Annotated in this window: 20 protein-coding genes; 4 read left to right on the top strand and 16 right to left on the bottom strand. The window is 65.5% G+C overall.

Going from position 1 to position 19,951, the window contains the following annotated elements; genetic code table 11:
• Positions 1 to 56: 56 nt before the first annotated feature.
• The 7 genes from J2X09_RS04080 to J2X09_RS04110 form a co-directional block, all read right to left on the bottom strand.
• Positions 57 to 1,217, bottom strand: a complete 1,161-nt coding sequence (locus tag J2X09_RS04080) for an ABC transporter substrate-binding protein (RefSeq protein ID WP_204731850.1) — start codon at positions 1,215 to 1,217, stop codon at positions 57 to 59.
• Positions 1,218 to 1,262: 45 nt separating this feature from the next.
• Positions 1,263 to 2,309, bottom strand: a complete 1,047-nt coding sequence (locus J2X09_RS04085; RefSeq protein ID WP_204731851.1) for a branched-chain amino acid ABC transporter permease — start codon at positions 2,307 to 2,309, stop codon at positions 1,263 to 1,265.
• Positions 2,309 to 3,181 carry a branched-chain amino acid ABC transporter permease gene (locus J2X09_RS04090; protein WP_204731852.1) on the bottom strand — a complete coding sequence of 291 codons (873 nt, stop codon included), beginning with the start codon at positions 3,179 to 3,181 and terminating at the stop codon, positions 2,309 to 2,311. Before J2X09_RS04090 ends, J2X09_RS04085 begins: the two co-directional genes overlap by 1 nt.
• Complete coding sequence (locus tag J2X09_RS04095) at positions 3,178 to 5,040, bottom strand: AMP-dependent synthetase/ligase (RefSeq protein WP_204731853.1); 1,863 nt, start codon at positions 5,038 to 5,040, stop codon at positions 3,178 to 3,180. The genes J2X09_RS04090 and J2X09_RS04095 overlap by 4 nt, the downstream gene beginning before the upstream one ends.
• The gene (locus tag J2X09_RS04100; protein ID WP_204731954.1) at positions 5,033 to 5,812 is read right to left on the bottom strand and encodes an ABC transporter ATP-binding protein; all 780 of its coding nucleotides are present in this window, start codon (positions 5,810 to 5,812) and stop codon (positions 5,033 to 5,035) included. Before J2X09_RS04100 ends, J2X09_RS04095 begins: the two co-directional genes overlap by 8 nt.
• 50 nt (positions 5,813 to 5,862) lie before the next feature.
• Complete coding sequence (locus J2X09_RS04105; protein ID WP_204731854.1) at positions 5,863 to 6,714, bottom strand: ABC transporter ATP-binding protein; 852 nt, start codon at positions 6,712 to 6,714, stop codon at positions 5,863 to 5,865.
• Between the two features lie 129 nt (positions 6,715 to 6,843).
• Complete coding sequence (locus J2X09_RS04110) at positions 6,844 to 8,097, bottom strand: NAD(P)/FAD-dependent oxidoreductase (protein WP_204731855.1); 1,254 nt, start codon at positions 8,095 to 8,097, stop codon at positions 6,844 to 6,846.
• A 115-nt stretch (positions 8,098 to 8,212) separates the two neighbouring features.
• On the opposite strand from J2X09_RS04110, the gene J2X09_RS04115 reads away from it, so the two are divergent.
• Positions 8,213 to 8,806 (top strand): TetR/AcrR family transcriptional regulator, encoded by a 594-nt coding sequence (locus J2X09_RS04115; RefSeq protein ID WP_204731856.1) that lies wholly within the window; start codon positions 8,213 to 8,215, stop codon positions 8,804 to 8,806.
• 8 nt (positions 8,807 to 8,814) lie between these two features.
• Here J2X09_RS04115 and J2X09_RS04120 read toward each other — a convergent pair whose 3' ends face one another.
• The 7 genes from J2X09_RS04120 to J2X09_RS04150 are packed head-to-tail and all read right to left on the bottom strand — an operon-like array spanning position 8,815 to position 15,942.
• Positions 8,815 to 10,473 (bottom strand): acyl-CoA synthetase, encoded by a 1,659-nt coding sequence (locus J2X09_RS04120; RefSeq protein ID WP_310307484.1) that lies wholly within the window; start codon positions 10,471 to 10,473, stop codon positions 8,815 to 8,817.
• Positions 10,397 to 11,527 carry an Rv3169 family protein gene (locus J2X09_RS04125; protein ID WP_204731858.1) on the bottom strand — a complete coding sequence of 377 codons (1,131 nt, stop codon included), beginning with the start codon at positions 11,525 to 11,527 and terminating at the stop codon, positions 10,397 to 10,399. Before J2X09_RS04125 ends, J2X09_RS04120 begins: the two co-directional genes overlap by 77 nt.
• Positions 11,524 to 12,042: a hypothetical protein gene (locus J2X09_RS04130; RefSeq protein ID WP_204731859.1), complete on the bottom strand. Its 519-nt coding sequence runs from the start codon at positions 12,040 to 12,042 to the stop codon at positions 11,524 to 11,526. Before J2X09_RS04130 ends, J2X09_RS04125 begins: the two co-directional genes overlap by 4 nt.
• Positions 12,039 to 13,082, bottom strand: a complete 1,044-nt coding sequence (locus tag J2X09_RS04135; protein ID WP_204731860.1) for a phosphotransferase family protein — start codon at positions 13,080 to 13,082, stop codon at positions 12,039 to 12,041. Before J2X09_RS04135 ends, J2X09_RS04130 begins: the two co-directional genes overlap by 4 nt.
• Before the next feature lie 4 nt (positions 13,083 to 13,086).
• Positions 13,087 to 14,391, bottom strand: a complete 1,305-nt coding sequence (locus J2X09_RS04140; RefSeq protein WP_204731861.1) for a TRAP transporter large permease — start codon at positions 14,389 to 14,391, stop codon at positions 13,087 to 13,089.
• Positions 14,391 to 14,897, bottom strand: coding sequence for a TRAP transporter small permease (locus J2X09_RS04145; RefSeq protein WP_204731862.1), 507 nt, complete (start codon positions 14,895 to 14,897; stop codon positions 14,391 to 14,393). Before J2X09_RS04145 ends, J2X09_RS04140 begins: the two co-directional genes overlap by 1 nt.
• A gap of 13 nt (positions 14,898 to 14,910) precedes the next feature.
• Positions 14,911 to 15,942 carry a TRAP transporter substrate-binding protein gene (locus J2X09_RS04150; RefSeq protein WP_204731863.1) on the bottom strand — a complete coding sequence of 344 codons (1,032 nt, stop codon included), beginning with the start codon at positions 15,940 to 15,942 and terminating at the stop codon, positions 14,911 to 14,913.
• Positions 15,943 to 16,127: 185 nt separating this feature from the next.
• Between J2X09_RS04150 and J2X09_RS04155 the strand changes: the two genes are divergently transcribed.
• Positions 16,128 to 17,072, top strand: a complete 945-nt coding sequence (locus J2X09_RS04155) for a DMT family transporter (RefSeq protein WP_204731864.1) — start codon at positions 16,128 to 16,130, stop codon at positions 17,070 to 17,072.
• Here J2X09_RS04155 and J2X09_RS04160 read toward each other — a convergent pair.
• Positions 17,029 to 17,643 (bottom strand): TetR/AcrR family transcriptional regulator, encoded by a 615-nt coding sequence (locus tag J2X09_RS04160; RefSeq protein ID WP_204731865.1) that lies wholly within the window; start codon positions 17,641 to 17,643, stop codon positions 17,029 to 17,031. The genes J2X09_RS04155 and J2X09_RS04160 overlap by 44 nt on opposite strands.
• Positions 17,644 to 17,763: 120 nt before the next feature.
• A complete protein-coding gene (locus J2X09_RS04165; RefSeq protein ID WP_204731866.1) occupies positions 17,764 to 18,675 on the bottom strand; it encodes a LysR family transcriptional regulator in 912 nt (303 codons plus the stop codon).
• Positions 18,676 to 18,776: 101 nt separating this feature from the next.
• Here J2X09_RS04165 and J2X09_RS04170 point away from each other — a divergent pair, with 101 nt between their 5' ends.
• Entirely contained in the window at positions 18,777 to 19,103 is a 327-nt protein-coding gene (locus tag J2X09_RS04170; protein ID WP_204731867.1) for a nuclear transport factor 2 family protein, read from the top strand.
• Entirely contained in the window at positions 19,100 to 19,882 is a 783-nt protein-coding gene (locus J2X09_RS04175) for an SDR family oxidoreductase (protein ID WP_204731868.1), read from the top strand. Before J2X09_RS04170 ends, J2X09_RS04175 begins: the two co-directional genes overlap by 4 nt.
• Positions 19,883 to 19,951: the final 69 nt, after the last annotated feature.

Genomic DNA, 19,951 nt, shown 5'->3' on the forward strand with positions numbered 1-19,951 from the left:
GAAAACACAGAGGGCGGCGGTGCGAGGCAGGGTTCCTCGCCCCGCCGCTCGATGCCTTACTCCACCGCTTTGTAGGTGGCGCCGGCCGGGTCGGCCTTGAGCAGGAACAGCTTGGGCGCGGCCAGATGGTTGGTGGCGGTGAAGCCGATCGGCGTCATGGCACCGGTATCCAGGTTGTTCACCTTGGCAAGCTCCGCGTTGGTGCAGTCCCAGGTCAGGGCCTTGCCGCAACGACCCATGGCATCGATCAGCGCGCGCGTGGCCGCGTAACCCGTGTAGGTGTAGCGATTCACGCGAGCCATTTCCTCAGGGCTCAGGTGCTTGCCGATCCTGTCGGTGAACGTCTTGCCCTGCGCCGAGCTCTCCAGGTACACGTAGTCCACCGTGTACACATTCTCCGCAGCCGCGCCCATCAGCTTGGCGCTGGCGGGGACGCGGGACACGTAAGTCACGCCCACCGGGATCTTGTGGTTGATGCGCTCGAGTTCCTTGACCATGGTCACGTTCTCTCCGAGCACGCCGCCGGCCATCAGCACCTCGGCACCCGCCTGCTTGACCTTCAGGATTTCCGAGGAAAAGTCGGTCTGGCCCTTCTTGTAGATCTGCGTGGAGACCACCTGCAGCTTCTTGGCCTTGACGGCACGCTCGAAACCGTCGCGCACGTTCTCGCCGTAGTCGTCATCCTGCGAGATCAGTGCCCATTTCTTGCCGGGGTAGCGATCGGCCATGCGACTCACCAGCTCATCCACCGCGTTGGACATGTCGTACCCCACGGCGAAGACGTTCTTGATGGTCGGCTTGTAGAGACCCTCATAAGTCGTGATCGGTGCCATCGCAGGCAGCCCCGCCTGCTGGATCAGCGGCATCGCGGCCTGGGCCTGGGCGGTGCCGGAGACCGACGTCAGCGCGAACACCTTGTCGCTGTTGATCAGCTTGCGCACGCCCTGAATCGTGCGCGAGGGCACATAGCCGTCGTCTTCCGAGATCAGGCGCAACTTGCGCCCGTTGACACCGCCTGCCGCGTTGACCTCGGCAATGGCGGCCTTCACACCCAGGTTGTGGGCGACGCCCAGCAGCGCGGGTGGCCCGGTCAGCGGCAGGATGTCTCCCAACACGATTTCGGTGTCGGTGACGCCTTGCTGCTGGGCGGCAGCGGTGACGCAGGTGCCTGCGGTCAGCAATGCGAGCGCCGCGAGTCGGGTGAGTCTGTGCTTCATGTTGTCTCCTGTGGTTGGGGTGAGGCGGTCGAGGAAATCCAGGGGTCAGTAGCGCAGCGGCCAGAAGACCCAGGTGTGCCGGATGTCGTGCCAGATGCCGCGCAGGCCGCGCGGATCGAAACGCAGGAATCCGATGATGGCGAGGCCGTAGAGCACGCTCTTGACCTCGTGCGCGCTGGTGGTCATCACGTCCTGCAGACGCCCGCCGAGCAGTTGCACGAGCGAGCTGAAGACCTCGGGCAGCGTGACGATGAAGATCGTGCCGAGCACGGCACCGAGCACCGAACCCAGGCCGCCCACGATGATGATGGCCAGCGCCTCGATGGACAGCAGGAAGGGGAACGCCTCCACGCTGACGATGCTCAGGTACATGCCCATGATCGCCCCGGCCACGCCGGTGAGCGCCGCGCTGATCAGGAAGGCCAGCAACTTGTAGCGCACGAGGTTGATGCCCATGGTGCGTGCGGCAATGTCGTTGTCGCGCAGGGCCACCAGCGCGCGCCCCAGAACCGAACGACGCAGGTTCAACGTCACCAGCACGGCCAGCGTGCACATGAAGAGGCAGAACCAGTAGAAGGCCCGGTCGCTGGAGAGATCGACACCCAGCATCGTCGGCCGCATCACCATGATCCCCCGCCCGCCCCCGGTGAACTTGCCACCGGCCAGGATGGCGGTGGCCACGATGTGGCTGAACGCCAGTGTCGTGATCGCCAGGTACAGGCCATGCAGACGCAGGGACGGCAGGCCCACGAGCAAGCCGAAGAAGGCGGGCACCACGGCCGACATCAACAGCGCCAGCTCGGGTGGCAGCCCCAGGCGCGTGACGCCGATGGCGTACGAGTAAGCCCCCAGCATCAGGAAGCCGACGTGACCGAGAGAGATCTGCCCCGCGAAACCGGTGAGTACCGTCAGCCCCAGCACACCAATGAGGGTGAACAGGATGATGGTCACGTGCGACAGAGCGAAGTTGCTCAGCAGGAAGGGGGCGGCCACCAGCGCCACCATCAGGATCGCGACCCAGGCCTTGACGGCGGGCGAGTCCGTGAGGACAACCAGCCCGTTGTAGTGCTCCTTGAAATATCCGCTTCTCATCAGACCCTCTCGATCCGTTTTTCACCAAACAACCCGAAGGGCCGCACCATGAGCACCACCAGAATCAGCATGAAGCCCGCGATTTCCTTGAGCGAGCTCGACAGGTAGCCGCCCGTCATGTTCTCCAGCACACCGATGATCAGACCGCTCACCCCCGAGCCGAGCACCGAGTCGAAGCCGCCCAGCACAGTGGCCGGAAAGGCCTTGAGACCGAGCTCGTAGATGGTGGGCGTGAGGCCATAGATCACGGCGAAGAGCGCACCGGCCAGGCCCGCCAGCCCCGAGGAAGCGGCCCAGGCCACGGCCTGCACGCGGGCGGTGGACACGCCCATGAGGCGTGCCGTCTTCTCGTCGGCGGCCACGGCGCGCATCGCCACCCCGAAGCGGCTGTGGCCAAGGAAGTACCAGAAGCCCGCCACCGCCAGCAGCAGGGCAGCCAGCACGCCGAGCTGGCTCACACGCAACCCGATCCCGGCCACGCTCACGAGCTCGTCCGCGCCCGCCACCTCGAACTTGTGCGGCGAGGCGCCCCAGATGATGGTGACGATGGAGCGCAGCACCACCGCCAGGCCGACCGTGACCAGCACCACCGAGAGCACCGGCTCGCCCAGCATCGGTCGCATGATCAGGCGTTCGCACAGCAGCCCCAGCAACGCGCCAACCACGATGGCCAGCACCACCGTGGCCAGACTGCCGGTGCCCAGCATCGTGGCCAGCGACCAGGTGGCGTAGGCGCTGAGCATGCCCATCTCGCCCTGCGCGAAGTTCACGATGCCCGTGGCCTTGTAGATCACGGCAAAGCCCATGGCCACCAGGCCGTAGATCGCGCCCACGGCAAGGCCGGAGACCAGCAGTTCAATGAAGTAGTTCATGGCGCGCTCCCATAGATGATCTCGAGCTCGCGTGCGAACTTCTTGTTGATGAGGCCTCGGCGCACCTTCTGTGTCGCGGTGAGCTCGCCGTCGTCGTGGTCCAGTTCCTTTTCCAGCAGCACGAAGCGGCGCACGTTCTCCACCCGTGCAAAGCGCGAGTTGACCTCGTTGATCACGCCCTGCACCAGCTCGATCACCTCGGGCAACAGGGTGAGGGACTTGTAGGTCGTGTACTGCAGGTCGCGCTCGGCGGCCCAGCGGCCCACGGTGTCGAAGTCGATCTGCACCAGTCCGCCGAGGAACTTCCTGCCCTCGCCCACCACGATCGCCTCGCGGACGTAGGGGCTGTCCTTGATCGCGTTCTCGATCTCCGAGGGCGCGATGTTCTTGCCACCGCTGGTGATGATGATGGCCTTCTTGCGGTCCACCACGGCGATCTCGCCCCCGTCGTGCTTCTCGACGATGTCGCCGGTGGCGATCCAGCCATCGGCCGAGAGGATGTCGTTCGTTCCTTTGTCGTCGAACAGGTAGCCCCTGAACACGCCCGGCGAGCGCACGAACACTTCGTTGTCCTCACCCAGCCGCCACTCCACGCCTTCCATGGCCGGGCCGCAGCTGCCCCGGATGAACGGCCGGCCCGGCACCTGCACGAAGGCCAGACCACCGGCTTCGGTGAGACCATAACCCTGCCCCACCGGCAGACCGATGATGTCGAAGAACTTCAGCGTTTCCGGAGACACCGAGGCCCCGCCACACATGCGGGTGTGGGTCCGGTTCAGGCCCATGTGGCGCTGCATGTTGCGGAACAGCAGGAGGTACCAGAGGCCGAACTCCAGCCGATCGACCGGCGAGGCGAGATGACCTTTCTCGGCCCGACGGTCCGACAACACGCGACCGCGCTTCATGCCCACCCGGTACAGCCAGCGCTGCACGCGCCCGCTGTCCTTCATGCGGAATTCGAAACCTTGCTGCAGCTTTTCCCAGATGCGTGGAACACCCAGAAAGAAGGTCGGTCCGATCTCGCGGATGTTTGTGGCCACGGTGTCCACCGACTCCGCAAAGTTGACGCAGCCCCCGGCAATCAGGTGCTGCACGGTGGAGTAGGTGCGCTCGGCCACGTGGCACAGCGGCAGGTAGCAGACCGACTCGAATGGCTTGTCGGTCATCTGGCGCGCCACCATGTAGGCATAGGCGCCGTACACGAAATTGCGGTGCGTGAGCATGGCCCCCTTCGGCGGCCCCGTGGTGCCCGATGTGTAGACCAGGATGTTCACGTCATCGGGCATGAGCGCGTCAATCTGGTCATCCAGGCGGCGCTCCGCCAACGGGTCTTCCGCCACCAGCTGGTCACCCAGTTCGAGGAGGTGTTCGAACGCGTGCGGGCGGCCGGCCTCATAGCGGCGCAGGCCTTTCATGTCCACACAGAAGATGTGCTGCAGGTGCGGCAGACCGTTGCCCTCGCGCATGGCGTCGAGCACCTTGTCGGTCTGCTCCTGGTCGCCCGTCACCGCCAGTCTGGCCTGGCAGTGGCCGGCGATGTACTGCACCTCGGCCCAGGGGTTGGTGGGGTAGATACCCACCACCTGGACGCCGATCATCTGTGCGCCCAGGTCTGCGTAGAACCACTCGGGCACATCCTCGGCCGCGATGATGATGCGATCGCCGCGTTGCAAGCCCAGCCTGGTGAGGCCGTGCGCCACCCGGCGCGCGGTCTGGTAGTACTCGAGCCAGGTCCGGCCCTGCCAGATGCCGTGGATCTTTTCGCGAAGAGCCACCTGCGAACCGCGCTCCTTCGCGCGCAAGCGCAGCAGGCCTGGCATGGTGGCCTCGCCACGAATGAGCTGTGCGTGCTCAAGCATGCGCCACCTCCCCGCCCAGGTAAGCCTGCAGAACCACCGGGTTGGCGGCCACCTCGGCCGGTGTTCCCTCCGCGATCAGCAGGCCGAAGTCCAGCACGTAGACGCGGTCCGACAGGTCCATCACCACCTGCATGTCGTGTTCGATCATGAGCACCGAAATCCCGAATTCGTCCCGGATATCGAGCGTGAAACGCGCGATGTCCTCTTTCTCTTCGCGGTTCATGCCCGCGACGATCTCGTCGAGCAGCAGAAGACTCGGCTCGCAGGCCAGCGCCCGCCCAAGCTCCACACGCTTCTGCTGGCCATACGCCAGCTGCGACACGGGCTTGTCACGCAGTTCCTCGATCTCCAGGAACTCGATGATTTCCTCCACCTTGCGCCGCGCTGCGATCTCCTCACGTCGGGGCCGGCCCCAGAACATCAGCGACTCCAGCACGGTGTAGTTGAAGTGCACGTGGCGACCCGTCAGCAGGTTCTCCACCACGGTGCCGTGCTTGAACAGCGCCAGGTTCTGGAAGGTCCGGCCGATGCCGGCGCGCGCATATTCCGAGGAGCGCAGGCCCGCCGTGTCCCGGCCCTTGAAGAACACCTGGCCGGCGCTCAGTCCCAGCACGCCACTGATGAGGTTGAAGGTGGTCGTCTTGCCCGCCCCATTGGGGCCGATCAGGCTCACGATTTCGCCCGGCATCACCCGCAGGCTCACGTTGTTGACCGCGGTCACGCCACCGAATTTCTTCGTCGCACCGCGCACGTCCAGAATCGGCTCGGGCATCGGGTGGCCCCCGCCCTGCGGGCTGACGGATGAATGGCCCTGCACAACGCTCATGACAGCCACCTCTTGCGACGCTTGTAATGTTTGACGTCGCGCATGCTCGTGCGACCTTGCTGCGCGCTCAGGCCCAGGTAGAACTCGCGCACATCCGCATTGCGGCGCAGCGCCTCGCTGGTGCCGTCGAGCACCACCCGCCCGTTTTCCATGATGTAGGCGTAGTCGGCAATGGCCAGCGCGCGGCTGGCGTTCTGCTCCACCAACAGAATCGTCAGGCCCTGGGTATGGCGCAGCGTCTGGATGGTGGAGAAGATTTCCGAGACGATCAGCGGCGCCAGACCGAGCGAAGGCTCGTCGAGCGCCAGCACCTTGGGCCGGCTCATCAGTGCCCGGCCGATGGCCACCATCTGCTGCTCGCCACCCGAGAGATAGCCGGCCACCACACTGCGCTTCTCGGCCAGGCGGGGAAACAGGCGGAACACCTTGTCGCGCTCCTCTTCGAGCACCGCCCGGTTCTGGAGGTGCGCGCCGACGAGCAGGTTCTCTTCGACGGTGAGCGTGGCAAACAGGCGCCGGCCTTCGGGCACCTGCACCAGGCCACGGCGCACGATGTGGGGCGCGGCCGCCCTTTCGATGTTTTCGCCGAACAGCTGGATCGAGCCTTTCTCGATCTCGCCGTCCTCGGCATCGAGCACGGCCGAGATGGCCTTGAGCACGGTCGACTTGCCCGCGCCGTTGGAGCCCAGCAATGCCACGATCTGGCCCGCTTTCACCTCGAGCGACACGTCGCGCACCGCCTCGATGGCGCCGCCGTAGACGATCTGGATGTTGTGGATGGCCAGCACGGTGGACTGACCCGTCGCGGTGCCCGCAGGGGGTGCGACGGCCGTGAATGAAGAAGACATGGGGCGATGGTTCTGGAAGTCGTTGCGTGGTCTGCGGAAGAGGAATGGAACTAATAATTAGTCCGTCCCGTCGGTCTTTAATTGGCGCGATTATGTGGCGATGGCCCTCCCGACGGCCTAGGATTTACCCTAGGCCGGGGTGGTGGCGGCCAGAAGGTCTTTCAAGGCCAGGGTGGTGTCTGACAGGGCCTGGGCGTCCACGCGCGCGCCGGCCGCCACGGCCTTTTTCGCGAGCATGAAATCGGCTGGGCGGTTGACCGCGTCGACCGCGATCACCCGTCCTTCCCGCAGGTAGAACGCGCAGAAGCTGCGCTGCGCGAGGTCACCGCGCACCACACAGGTGTCGTGCCCGTCGGCCAGGCCGGTCATCTGCAGCTTGAGGTCGTACTGGTCGGACCAGAACCAGGGCACGGCGTGGTTGGGCCGAGGCTTGCCGCACAGCCAGCCCGCGGCCGCGCGCGCCTGCTCCAGCGCGTTGGGCACCGATTCCAGCCGCATGCGCCGGCCGTACAGCGCGCTGTCCTGCACCGTGCAGTCGCCGGCGGCGAACACGTCGGGATCGGAGGTGACCGAGTGCTCGTCCACCACGATGCCGCCCTCCACCCGCAGGCCGGCCGCTTCGGCCAGGGCCGTGTCGGCCACCATGCCGATGCCGACGATCACCACATCGGCCGGCAGGCGCTCGCCATCGCCACACACCACGGCGCTCACCGCGCCCGCCGCGTCGCGTTCGATCGCGCGCACCGTGGCGCCCGTGCGCAGATCCACACCGGCCTCACGGTGCACCGATTCGTAGAAGGCCGAGAGCGTGGGCCCGGTCACCCGTGCGAGCACGCGCGGCTGCGATTCGAGCACCGTCACGCTCGCGCCCAGCTTGCGCGATGACGCTGCCACCTCCAGCCCCACGTAGCCAGCGCCGATGATGATCACGCGGGCGCCCTCGCGCACCGCGCTGGCGATGGCCATCGCATCGGCCTGCGTGCGCAGGCTGAACAGGTGGCGCGGCGCGCCACCTTCCATGCCCGGCACCTCGAGGGCCCGAGCCCGCCCGCCCGTGCAGAGCGCCAGCTTCGAGTACGGGACAACGCTGCCGTCCTGCAGCAGCACCTGATGGCCGGCGCGGTCGATGGCGCGCACGCGCGTGCCCAGCCGCAACGTGATGTTCGAAGCCTCGAAGGCCGTGTCCTGCCTCAAGGCCAGCGAAGCCGCATCGGCGGTGCCACAAAGAAAAGCCTTCGACAGCGGTGGCCGGTGGTAGGGCAGGCAGGGTTCTTCGCCCAGCAACACGATGGCGCCAGGCCAGCCTTGCTGCCGCGCCGCGAAAGCCAGTTCAACGCCCGCGTGTCCCGCGCCGATGACGACCAGAGTCTCCGTGTTATCCATGCTTTCCCTATGTGAGTAATGGGGCATTGGACTTATAGTCCGACTAGTCGGTCTAATATAAAAGGGAAACGCCATCCATGCAACACGCGATCCAGCGGCCGGAAGGACATGTGCGATGACGCGCGTGAGGGCCAGCGACTACGAACTCAAGAAGCAGGTCATCCTCGACAGCGCGGTCACGCTGATTGCGCAGAAAGGTTTCGATGGCGCGACCATGAGCGACGTGGCCGCCGCGTGCGGTACCTCGAAGTCGCACCTGTATCACTACTTCTCGAGCAAGGAAGACCTGCTCTACGCGATCGTGAAGGAGCACATCACCGAGCAGGTGGCCACGCTGTCGGCGATCGTGCAGGAACCACGGCCCGCGGCGGAACGCTTCCGGCGCTTCGTCGACTCGTTCATGCAGGAAGGCGCGAAGTCGCGCAACCACCACCTGGTGATCATGAACGACATCAAGTTCCTGCCGACGGTGCAACGCGAGGACGTCCGCAAGCTGGAGCGGGAACTGATGCACCTGATGGTGACCCTGCTGCGCGAGATCAACCCCGAGCGCATGGCAACACCGAAAGTGAACTCGCCCTATGCCCTGCTGCTGTTCGGCATGGTGATCTGGAGTTTCACCTGGTACGAGAGGAATGGTCCGATCACGCCGGCCGAACTCGCCGACCGGATTTCCGCGCTCTTTCTCGACGGCTTCCGTGGCAGCTGAGAACCGCCTCAGTTCACCGCGCGCGTGCGGCCTTTCCAGAAAGGCTCGCGCAACACGTTCTTCATGATCTTGCCCGCACCCGACAGCGGCAGCGAGTCGGTGAAGGTGACCGAGCGCGGCACCTTGTAGCCGGCGATCTTCGTGCGGCAGTGATCGATGATGTCCTTCTCGGCGGCGATCTGGCCTTCCTTCAGCACCACGACCGCGTGCACAGACTCTCCCCACGCCTCGTTGGGGATGCCGATCACGGCGCAGTCGCGCACCGCAGGATGTGAGTGCACCGCGTTCTCGACTTCCCGCGAGTAGATGTTCTCACCACCGCTGATGATCATGTCCTTCACGCGGTCGACGATGAACACGAATCCGTCCTCGTCCATGTAGGCCGCGTCCCCGGTGTGCAGCCAGCCGTTGCGCAGCGCGGCTGCGGTGGCCTCGGGCTTGCGCCAGTAGCCGATCATCACCTGCGCGCCGCGCACCGCGATCTCGCCGTGCGTGCCACGCGGCACCTCGGTGCCCTCCTCATCGACGATGCGCACGTCCATGCCGTAGGCAGCCCGTCCGGCGGCCAGGCGTTTGCTGGGCATGCCTTCCTGGTCAAAGTGGTAGCGCCACGGCAGGCTCACCGTGAGTGCGGCCGATTCCGTCATGCCGTAACCCTGAATGAACTCCCACGTGGGCAACTTTTCCATGGCCGCGGCCAGCACGGGCACCGGCATGGGCGAGGCACCGTATTCGCAGTAGCGCACGCTGGTGAGGTCGTAGCGGCTGAAGTCGGGGTGGTTCACCATCATGTTGACCATCGTCGGCACGAACAGGCAGTAGTTCACGCGGTGGGTCTGGATCGCGTCGAAGGCCAGCACGGCGTCGAACTTGGGCAGGCACACGTGCGTGCCACCGGCCAGCGTCAGCGCGATCGCAGGCGAACAGCCGGCCAGGTGGAACAGGCCGGCGGAGTGCATGTACACCGTGTCTTCGCTGAAGTGCAGCGTGGCGATCCAGTTCACCGAGGCCGAGATGAAGTTCTTGTGCGACAGCATCACGCCCTTGGGGTGGCCGGTGGTGCCGCCGGTGTAGTAGATGCCACACAGCTCGTCGTCACGCCCGCACTCGTCGGCCATGGGCGGTGTGTCGGCGATCAGGGCTTCGTAGCCGAGCAGGCCGGCAGGCGCTGCACCCTCGCCCGCGTGAATGACGTGCGCCATGGCATGGCCTGCGAGCAGCTGCGGCACCTGCGGCACGAAGGCGTCGTCCACGATCAGCGCCTTGCATTGCGCATCGTCCAGCGTGTAGATGTTCTCGGGAACGGCCCAGCGCGTGTTCAGCGGCACCAGCACCAGGTTGGCCCAGGCGGCAGCAAAGAAGATCTCGATGTAGTTGTCGCTGTTGAGCGCCAGGATGCCCAGTCGATCACCAGGCGCAAGACCCAGCGCCCGGAAAGCCGCGGCCGCACGCGGCACGCGCTGCCCCACCTCGGCCCAGGTGCGTTTGCGGTGGGCAAAAATGGTGGCGGTGTGGTTGCGCCGGGTCTGCACCGCGCGGGTCAGGGCCTGTGTCATCTGCATCGGGATCTCCTGCTGCTGTCTTTCGGCTTCAGAGTGCGGGGTGCTTCTGGGGCCCAGGGTAGCGAGGATAGCCGTCGGCCACCCCGTATTCGCTGATGCCGACACCCTGGCGGCCTTCGCAGGTGGCCCGCACGACGTGATCGCCCAGTGTGCGGGCCCGGGCGCGCGTGGCCGCGTCGTCGAGATCCCAGACATCGTGCTCGTCGTGATAGTCGCCCTTGTGGTCGCCGTGGTTCCAGCCCTTGAAACCACCATACAGGCCACCCTTGAGATAGAAGCGCGCCACCATGCCGTCCATGCGGACCGTGCGCGGCGGGCCATCGGCGAACTCGAGGGTGAAGCGACCGGTGGAGATGGTCTGCCCCAGCGGGTCGTCCGCCCATTCCAGCTCATGAGTCACAGCCGTGGCCTCCCGGTGCGTCACCTGGCCGTCGGCACCGCGCAAGAACTCGGAGGCCGAGAGGTAGTGCGGCTTGCCGGGCTCGCGCTCCTTCAGGAAGATCGAGATGCCCATGTCCTCGAACTGGAACATCGACCAGGTCCAGAAGAAGTTGCTGTGCTGCTGCACCGGCGGGGCGGCTTCGTCGGTGCGCATCTCGGAGCGGATGCCCCACGAGTGATCGCGCTGGCCCCACCAGCTGGAGGGCGTCACCTGGTGGCGCTGGCCACCGATGGCGAACCAGCCGCGCCAGCGGCCGAACTGGGAGATGCGCACCATGTCTTCCTCGATCACGCCCTTTCGCTCGCGAAAGTTCTGTTTCTCCTGCGCAGCGGGAAAACTGGCCTCGAAGTCCAGCTCGAAGCTCAGGCCCGAGGCGTTGTCTTTCAGCGTGAGGCGGTGTCGCTTCATGCCCTCGAGCACCTCGATGCGCAGCGGCCCGGCGCCGGCCTCCAGCGGCGCCGCGCCCAGCGCGCGCGAAGCCCTGAAGTTGTGTTGCCGGCGGCCCACCGTGATGCCCGCGAAGACATCCATCACACCCTTGTTGGGGTAGTAGCCCATACCGACGTCGATGATCATCGGCACGCCGTCCACGCTGCCTTCGATGGGGTGCAGGGTGTACCAGTAGCGCTCGGTGAAGCGGGGGTCACCATGGCCGGCGCGCTCTGCGAACGGTGCGGCGGCCTGGTGGCCGATGAGATCGTCCTGGGCAGACATCATGTGCAGTCTCCTTGTGCACCGGCGGCGGCGCGCGGCGCGGTCATCGATGAAAAGTCGGCACTGGGCACCAGGCGCCGTTGTGCCTTGAGCGTGTTGCGCAGCGCGGTCCGCAGTGCCTCGTGCAGTTCCTCGGCAAAGTCCGGGGGCAGCCCAGCGGGCGATGAGAACACCCAGTCCACCAGCAGGGCGAAGCGCCGTTCGGCGTCTTCCAGCGCCGCCGACAGCGCGGCCTGCGTGATCGGGCTGGCTGGTGCGGTCACCCATGCCACACCGGCGGGCACGGTCAGCCCGATGCCTGCAATGCGGGTCGCGGCTTGCGAGAGGCAGGCTTCGAGCAGGTCCAGCTGTTCGCGCACCACATCGGGCGACCACACCACCATGCGCTCGACCTTGGCCAGCACGTCGAGCACGCCGGCCAGCTGAGAGCGAGCGTGATCACTCGCGAGTTCGGGCAGGATCTCCTCGCGCAGCGCGCGCTGGATGCTGCCCATCAGGGCATCGAGCGACTGGTTCATCCCGCCTCCGCGATCAGCTTGTTGAGCTCCATCAACGTGGAGGTGAGCTGGAAGCCCATGGCGGCCATGCGCACGTCTCGCGAGCGCCCTGCCTGCACGCGGATCATGGCGCCCATCAGCATCGATGCCATCTTGAATTGCACCATCACCTCGTAATAGCGCACCTTCTCGGGCCGAACGCGCAGGCCGGTCCTGGCCTCCCAGCGGCGGTAGAACTCATCGCGCTCGATCAGTCCGCCGATGCGCGTCGTGCCGGCGGCGAACGTGCGCAGCCCGGCCCAGGCCAGGTCCGCGTGCGGGTCACCGAGGTGAACGAGTTCCCAGTCAAGGATGGCGGTGATCCGGCCATCCTGCTGCAGAAAGTTGCCCACACGGTAGTCGCCGTGCACGATGGTGATGCGCTCGGCCTCCGGCGCATTGGCCTCGAGCCAATGCATCGCGTAATGCATCTGCGGCGGCGTGGGGCCCAGGCCCAGTCGCGCATGCCGCGTCCAGTGGCGTGTTTCGTGCAAGGCGGTGGTCTGCGGCGTGATCGTGCCGTCGCTGTCGTCCACCCAGGCCGCCAGTGGCGTGTTCGTCCAGTCGAAAGCATGGATGGCGCCCAGCGCGTCGGCGAAATCCCGGCCCAGCGAACGGTTGACCGCCTCGCCGCGTTCGTGCGCACCACCCCACGGTGTGGGCGTGTCGCCCGGCACACGTTGCGTGATGACGAAGGGCGCTCCCAGAATGCCGGGGTCGTCGCTGTGCTCGTAGGCCTTTGGAATGGGCAGGCCCGGTACGCTGGCCAGCGCGGCCAGGGCCTCGTACTCCGGACGCGAGCTGTAGGGCGAGAACAGGCCACCGGGGTCACCCACGCGAAGGATCAGCTCCAGCGGAGGCTCACCGAGCGATGCCGCCACGAAGCCGATGGTCACCCACGACATGCCCGCAGGGAAGCGGTGCATGTCGACCACCGCCACCGGTTTCTGCCAGCGATCGGAAAGCCAGGACTGGAGCCGCGCCGCGAGTTCGGGCGCTGCTGGATCGAATACAGGGTTCACGGTGTCAGACGGCTGCCTTGAACAGCAGATGGGGCAACCAGAGCGAGATGGCCGGCACGGCAGCGATGAGGAGGATGCGGAGGATGTCAGCGACGATGAACGGGATCACGCCGCGCACCACGGTCATCATGGGAATGTCGGGCATCACCGAGCGGATCACGAACAGATTCACGCCGATGGGGGGGGTGATCAGGCCGATCTCCACCACCATCACCACCAGAATGCCGAACCACACCGGGTCGTACCCCAGCGCCAGGATGATCGGGAAGAAGATCGGCACCGTCAGCAGGATCATCGACAGGCTCTCCAGCACCGTGCCCAGCAGGATGTAGAGCACGATCATCAGGAGAATGACCCCGAACGGTGGCAGGCCACTTTCTTTCACCACCGCCAGCAGGCCTTCGTGCACACCGGTGAGGTTGACGAACTCCCCGAACATCGCGGCGCCCAGGATGATCGCGAACATCATGGCCGAGGTGCGTGCCGTGTCGACGAGGATCGCGTAGATGTCCTTGAGCTTGAGCGAGTGGTGCGTCAGCGCGAACACCAGGGCGGCGGTGGCACCGATGCCGGACGCCTCAACGGAGGTGAAGAGGCCGCCGTAGATGCCACCCATGACGACACCGAAGATCAGCGCCACGGGCCACAGCGTGCGCAGCAGCGCCAGCTTGCTGACCTGCTCCTTGCCTTCGGCGAGTGGAGCAAGCGCCGGGTCGTGCCAGACCGACCATTTCACCGCCATCACATAGCCGCCGACGGCGATGAGGCCAGGCACGATGCCGGCGGCGAACAGCATGCCGATGTGCGTCTGCGTCGCCACGCCGTACACCACCATGATCACGCTGGGCGGAATCAGGATGCCCAGCGTGCCACCCGCAGCGACCGCCGCCGACGAAAGCGAATCGCCGTAACCGAGCTTGCGCATCGACGGAATGGCGACCTTGCCCATGGTGGCGGCCGTGGCCACACTCGAACCGCAGATGGCACCAAAACCGCCGCAGGCCACCACAGTGGCCATGGCCAGGCCACCACGCCGCTTGCCGATGAAGGCCTGTGCCGCACGGAACAGGTCACCGGAAATACCGGCGCCCGCGACCAGGTTGCCCATCAGCACGAACAGGGGCAGCACGATCAGCGAATACACCAGCGTGCTGTCCTTGGTGACCGTGGCGACCATGCTCAAGGCGGGCGTGAGGCCGTTGAGCACCACATAGCCGCCGAAGCCGACCAGCGCGAGCGCCGTGGCGATCGGCACCTGAAACAGGATGAACGCGAACGCGACGAGAAAACCGAGACAGGCCGCCAGCATCAGATCACCTCGGTGGAGGGCGGCGCATCGGGTGCACCAGGGTCACGGACCGTGCGCACTGCGGCCACCAGGAAAGCCAGGGTGCTGACCGCCCCCATGACGCCGATGCCCCCCAGCACCCAGGACAACGGCACGTTCAGCAACGGCGTGGCTTCGCCGTAGCTGGCCGCGCGGATGGCCTGGCGGATCAGGCACCACGCGATCAGCGCGAACACGATCGCGCCCACCGCGCAACTCAGCACACGCTGCACCACGTGCAACGAAGGCCGGACCCGGATCAGGTCCACCGTGATGTGGCCAAACCCGAGGGCGAGCAAGGGGTAGATCGCGAAGATCATCAGCGCCAGCACGATCTCCAGCAGCTCGGTGCCCCAGGGCAGCGGCCTGTTGAACAGGTTGCGACCAACGACGTCGATGAAAACGGTGACCATCAGGGTCAGCAGGCTGACCGCACCGATGGCCTCCATGGCCTGGACAATGCGGCCGCCCGAGCGGTGTGTGGACATGGTGGTGTGTTCGTTACTTGGCGGAGGCGACATCGGCGCGCAGCTGGTCCAGCACCTTCTGCGGATCCGCCATGCCCTTCTTCTTCGCCTTCTCCATCCAGTCGCGCTCGATGGGCAGCAGCACCTTCTTCAGGTCTTCCAGCGCGGTCGCCGGGAACACCTCGGCAGGTTTGCCGGCCTTGCGCATGATCTCGAAGGCGGCCTTGTCGCCATTGGCGTAGGCGCGGCCGATGTTGCGCGCAAACACATCGCCCGAGATGCGGGTGATGGCCTCGCGGTCTTCGGCGCGCAGCGATTTCCACTTGTCTTCGTTAATGCCCAGCACCAGCACGGTGTTGTAGATCGCGCCGGGAACAATGGTGGCGTAAGGCACGAGCTCGGTGAGCTTGAATGCGGGAATCGACTCGGGCGGCATGAAGGTGCCGTCGATCACGCCAGAGGACAGCAGCTCATAGGTCTCGCTCACCGGCTTGGAAATGGGCACAGCGCCCAACAGCGTGAGCGCCTGCGTGGCACTGGTCTGCGGACTGCGCATTTTCAGGCCCTTGAAGTCGGCCACGGTGCGCAGCGGCCGCTTCGAATTGAACACCTGACCCGGAGAGACCACGTAGACCGACAGCGGGTGAACGCCCTTGAACTCGTTGTACGAGGCCAGGTGCTTGCGATAGAAGCGATCGGCCAGCGGCGCGAGCACCTCGGGGTTGTCGCTCACGAAAGGCAGTTGCAAGACCTCGAGCAGGTCGAACCGGTTGGGCGTGTAGCCCGGAATGAAGATCACCAGATCGGCCTGCCCGTCGCGTGCCACATCGAACTGGGCCGGGAGTGTGCCCACCACTTTCGGCGCGGTGTCGATCTTGACCCGGCCTTGTGTGGCCTTCTCGACTTCGGCGATCCAGGGCTCCACCACCTCCACGCGCATCGCCTGACCGGGCGGCAGCCAGTTCGAGTACTTGAGGACGGTGGTCTGTGCCATGACAGGGTGGCCGGCCATGAGGGCACCCGCCATGGCCAGGGCGGCGGTGAGTCGGGGAAAGGATTTGTGCATGCTTGTCTCCAGATGGAATTGACGTGGAACGACCAACAGTTGACAAGCCATATAATAGACCGACGGGACGGTTTAACAAAATCCTTCCACAACAAAAATCCTAGGGATTTCCCGCATGCATGATGGAAATTTTCATCCTTGGGTGGATTTTCATCCACATATAAACGACCAGTGAGACGGTTTTGATGGCATCAAAACAGCAGACTCCAACCCGCTCAGGAAAGAGCGCGTGGCTGGCGCTGGTGGTCGCCCTGCTCCTCATGCTGCTGTGGGGCAGCAACTACAGCGTGCAGAAAGCGGTCATGGCGCAGATCGGACCGGGAGCCATGGTCTTCGCGCGCTACCTCGTCACGCCGGCGTGCGCGATTGCCCTGCTGCTGTGGCAACACGGGCTGCGCTGGCCATCGCTGGAACGGCGCGACTGGCTGGCGCTGATGGGCCTGGCCGCGCTCGGCCACGTGGCGCACGTGAACGTGATGACGCAGGCCATGCATCTGTCCACCGCGTTTTCAAGCGCCCTCATCTCCGCGCTCGGTCCCATGTTCACCCTGCTGCTGGTGCGGGTGCTTCACGGCCAGCGCTTCACGCACGTGCAGGTGGGTGGCGTGGTGCTGGCCATGGTGGGCGTGCTGGTGTTCCTGTCGGACAAGTTCGCGCTCATGCGCACGCAAGGCCTGGGCGATCTGCTGCTGCTGCTCGCGGCTGTGCTGTTCTCGGCCCACACCGTGGCCGCGACGCGGCTGTTCAGCCGCCACGGTGTCACCCTGATCATGGCGTACACCACGCTCCTGGCCATGGTGCCGATGCTGCTGATCAACGCGCCGCAGGCCCTGCAGGTGCCATGGTCGAGCCTGCCCGCCGTCACCTGGTGGGCCTTGCTGTGGTCGCTGGCCGTGGCATCGTTCGCCGGGTGGCTGGCATGGGGTTGGCTCAACGACCACCTGGGGGTGGCGCGCACCGCCCCGCTGCTCTACCTGCTGCCGCCGGTGGCCGGGCTGGTGTCGTGGATGGCGCTGGGCGAGACCTTCAGCGCGCTGAAGATCGCCGGAGCCGTGATGGCTGGCGTCGGCGTGGCAGCCACCCAGTTCAGCGATAGCCCGGCGGGTGATCCCCACCGTCGAAACCCTTGAGAAACACCTCGGTCAGGCGGTCGGCCAGTTCGTGTGGCGTCATGCCCCCGCCTCGGCGGTACCAGGTCGCCGTGGAGATCATCGAGCCGTAGAGAAACAGCGCGTAGGAAGCGCCTTCGCGTCGCCGCCGCATCAAATGGGGGTTGATGTCATTGAGCAGCTCCACCACGAAGTCCAGCGCCTTCGCTTGAGCCAGCTTGATCTCCTGCTGCTGCAGCGCCGGCAGGAATTTGAGATCGTTGGTGAGCACCATGTGCTCGTGGCGCTTTTCAGCGGCCCGCTTCACCATCGCCCGCACCAGCGAAGTCAACCGCTCGCGGCTGCTGCCGGAACCATGCGCGATGGTCTCCAGTTCGGCCACCGAACTCATGATGTGCTCGCTGATGATCACGTACAGCAGCACTTCCTTGCTGGGGAAGTAGTGGTACAGCGCGGACTTGGACACATTGCACGCAGCGGCAATGTCAACCAGGCGGGCGCTCTCGTAGCTCGTGCTGGCAAACAGCGCGGCAGCGACGTCGAGGATTCGCTGGCGCTTGTCGTCATGGTTGCTTGCAAGCGATCGGGCCATTGTGCTCAGCTCTGGTTTGGGAGCTGGCTATTCTGACCCAACCCGCGCGCGGCATGTTCCACACCCTCATCCCGCTTCGCGCTCATCGCGGATGGCCGATGGCTCCTGAACAGGTCGGCGCTACGACCCATTGAACGGCCCTCGATCCAGCAGGCAGTCGATGAACGCACCGAGGAGCGCGGGTCGATGTCGCCTGCTCGGGTAGTAGAGGAACAGCCCCGGGCGTGAAATGGACCAGTCTGCGAGAACCTGGACCAGACGCCCTTCGGCCAACAACTCACCCACGCCGTCTCTTTCGAAGTGGTAGGCGATGCCCAGTCCGTTGAGCGCAGCAGCCACGCCGATGTCGGCATGGTTGGTGACAACGGGCCCGTCGACCGCGACTTCGAGACGCTTGCCCCTCTTCTCGAATTCCCAGCGGTAGTGCCTGCCGTCCATCTGGAGCCGCCAGTTGACGCACGCATGGTTGTGCAAATCGGCGGGTGTCCTGGGTGTACCCCGATGGGCGAGGTAATCGGGAGATGCCACGGCCACCATGTTCAGGTCCGGCGTGAGACGGATGGCCACCATGTCTTTCTCGAGCTGTCCCCCCACGCGGATCCCCGCGTCGAAGCGGCCACCCACAATGTCGGCCAGCGCGTCATCGACCACGATGTCGAGCACCACGTCCGGGTAGGTCCGATGAAAGCGTGAAAGCCGGGGCGCAATGATGGTCCTTGCTGCGATCCCCAGCGTGTTGATACGAAGCGTGCCCGTCGTCTGCCCCGCCGCTTCACTGGCTTCGGACACTGCGGCATCCATCTCCCGGAACAACGGGGCTATGCGCCTGTAGAGCATTTCGCCACTGGCCGATGGAGCGACGCTTCGGGTGGTGCGATTCAGAAGACGGGCACCGATCCGGCTTTCGAGCTGTCGAATGGTCTGGCTGAGTGCAGAAGGCGACAGGCCCAGATGCTCTGCCGCGCGGGCGAAGCTCGCCCGTTCGACCACCGCAGCAAAGGCTTTCAGTTCGGCGAATTCGGACCCGCGCATTATGTATTCCCATCTACATAGATCATATGGATTCTAGGGCATTCACTAAATTTAACCGGGCGCGCATCCTGAGGCCTTCACGAACCCCTGGAGCCAGCAACATGACCAGCTTGAACCTTCCTGAACCCATTGCCACCTTCTTCGCGGCCGAACACGACCCCGACGCCTTGGCGACTTGCTTCACGGCGCAGGCCGTCCTCAAGGACGACGGTCACAGCTACGCAGGCATCGACGCCATCCAGGCCTTCATGGCCGAGGCCTCTGCCAGGTACAACGCGACGAGCGTGCCGTTTGCCAGCCACCGGGAGGACGACCTCCAGCTCGTCCGCGCCAACGTCACCGGCAACTTTCCTGGCAGCCCGATCGTTCTGTCCTACCGATTCCGCCTGGAAGGCGACCTGATCGCCAGCCTGGAGATCACGGCATGAACTTCGATCTTCACCTGAACGGCCTGCGGGCAGTGGTCACCGGGGGCACGCTGGGCCTGGGCGCTGCCGTCGTGAAAACCCTTGCGGAGGCCGGCGCCCGGGTGGCGACATCCGCGCGCACGGTGCCAACGCAGCCCGTGGAAGGGGTCACCTACGTGGCCGCCGACCTGTCGACGGCGGAAGGCACGAGTCACCTGGCCCGGAGCATCCTGCAGGATTGGGGTGGCGTCGACATCCTGATCAACGTGCTCGGCGGTTCCAAGACGCCCGGGGGCGGTTTCGCCGCGATCAGTGATGCGCACTGGTTCGCCGAGCTGGACTTGAACCTGATGCCTGCCGTGCGCCTGGATCGTGCACTGCTGCCAACGATGCTGGCTCAAGGTTCGGGCGTCATCATTCACGTCAGTTCCATCCAGCGCGTGCTGCCCATCCCCGAGTCGACCACCGCCTACGCCGCGGCCAAGGGTGCTCTCACCACCTACAGCAAGTCGCTGGCCAGAGAGGTGACGCCAAAGGGGGTTCGCGTGCTGAGCGTTGCGCCAGGCTGGATCGAGACCGAAGCTTCCGTCGCGTTTGTGGAGCGGATGGCCGCAGACGCCGGAACGAACTACGAGGGTGGCAAGCGAATCGTCATGGATTGGCTGGGAGGCATACCGGTGGGTCGCCCCGCCAAAACACAGGAGGTGGCCGATCTGATCGCCTTCCTCGCGTCCCCGCGATCCGCTTCGATCACGGGGGCCGAGTATCGGATCGACGGCGGTACGGTCCCGACCTTGTAGCCGACAGCCGCCACCCGGCCAGCGGCGGCGATCCCTGGGCGGGCCGCTCACCGGTCCGGCAGGGTGTCA

Origin of the sequence: Hydrogenophaga laconesensis, from assembly GCF_031457235.1 — a bacterium.
GTDB classification, from domain to species: Bacteria; Pseudomonadota; Gammaproteobacteria; order Burkholderiales; family Burkholderiaceae_C; genus Hydrogenophaga; species Hydrogenophaga laconesensis.

Bases quoted from the DNA above. Each gene is read 5' to 3' on its own strand.
- J2X09_RS04080 (WP_204731850.1), bottom strand. From the start codon at position 1,217: ATGAAGCACAGACTCACCCGACTCGCGGCGCTCGCATTGCTGACCGCA.
- J2X09_RS04085 (WP_204731851.1), bottom strand. From the start codon at position 2,309: ATGAGAAGCGGATATTTCAAGGAGCACTACAACGGGCTGGTTGTCCTC.
- J2X09_RS04090 (WP_204731852.1), bottom strand. From the start codon at position 3,181: ATGAACTACTTCATTGAACTGCTGGTCTCCGGCCTTGCCGTGGGCGCG.
- J2X09_RS04095 (WP_204731853.1), bottom strand. From the start codon at position 5,040: ATGCTTGAGCACGCACAGCTCATTCGTGGCGAGGCCACCATGCCAGGC.
- J2X09_RS04100 (WP_204731954.1), bottom strand. From the start codon at position 5,812: ATGCCCGAGCCGATTCTGGACGTGCGCGGTGCGACGAAGAAATTCGGT.
- J2X09_RS04105 (WP_204731854.1), bottom strand. From the start codon at position 6,714: ATGTCTTCTTCATTCACGGCCGTCGCACCCCCTGCGGGCACCGCGACG.
- J2X09_RS04110 (WP_204731855.1), bottom strand. From the start codon at position 8,097: ATGGATAACACGGAGACTCTGGTCGTCATCGGCGCGGGACACGCGGGC.
- J2X09_RS04115 (WP_204731856.1), top strand. From the start codon at position 8,213: ATGACGCGCGTGAGGGCCAGCGACTACGAACTCAAGAAGCAGGTCATC.
- J2X09_RS04125 (WP_204731858.1), bottom strand. From the start codon at position 11,527: ATGATGTCTGCCCAGGACGATCTCATCGGCCACCAGGCCGCCGCACCG.
- J2X09_RS04130 (WP_204731859.1), bottom strand. From the start codon at position 12,042: ATGAACCAGTCGCTCGATGCCCTGATGGGCAGCATCCAGCGCGCGCTG.
- J2X09_RS04140 (WP_204731861.1), bottom strand. From the start codon at position 14,391: ATGCTGGCGGCCTGTCTCGGTTTTCTCGTCGCGTTCGCGTTCATCCTG.
- J2X09_RS04145 (WP_204731862.1), bottom strand. From the start codon at position 14,897: ATGTCCACACACCGCTCGGGCGGCCGCATTGTCCAGGCCATGGAGGCC.
- J2X09_RS04150 (WP_204731863.1), bottom strand. From the start codon at position 15,942: ATGCACAAATCCTTTCCCCGACTCACCGCCGCCCTGGCCATGGCGGGT.
- J2X09_RS04155 (WP_204731864.1), top strand. From the start codon at position 16,128: ATGGCATCAAAACAGCAGACTCCAACCCGCTCAGGAAAGAGCGCGTGG.
- J2X09_RS04160 (WP_204731865.1), bottom strand. From the start codon at position 17,643: ATGGCCCGATCGCTTGCAAGCAACCATGACGACAAGCGCCAGCGAATC.
- J2X09_RS04165 (WP_204731866.1), bottom strand. From the start codon at position 18,675: ATGCGCGGGTCCGAATTCGCCGAACTGAAAGCCTTTGCTGCGGTGGTC.
- J2X09_RS04170 (WP_204731867.1), top strand. From the start codon at position 18,777: ATGACCAGCTTGAACCTTCCTGAACCCATTGCCACCTTCTTCGCGGCC.
- J2X09_RS04175 (WP_204731868.1), top strand. From the start codon at position 19,100: ATGAACTTCGATCTTCACCTGAACGGCCTGCGGGCAGTGGTCACCGGG.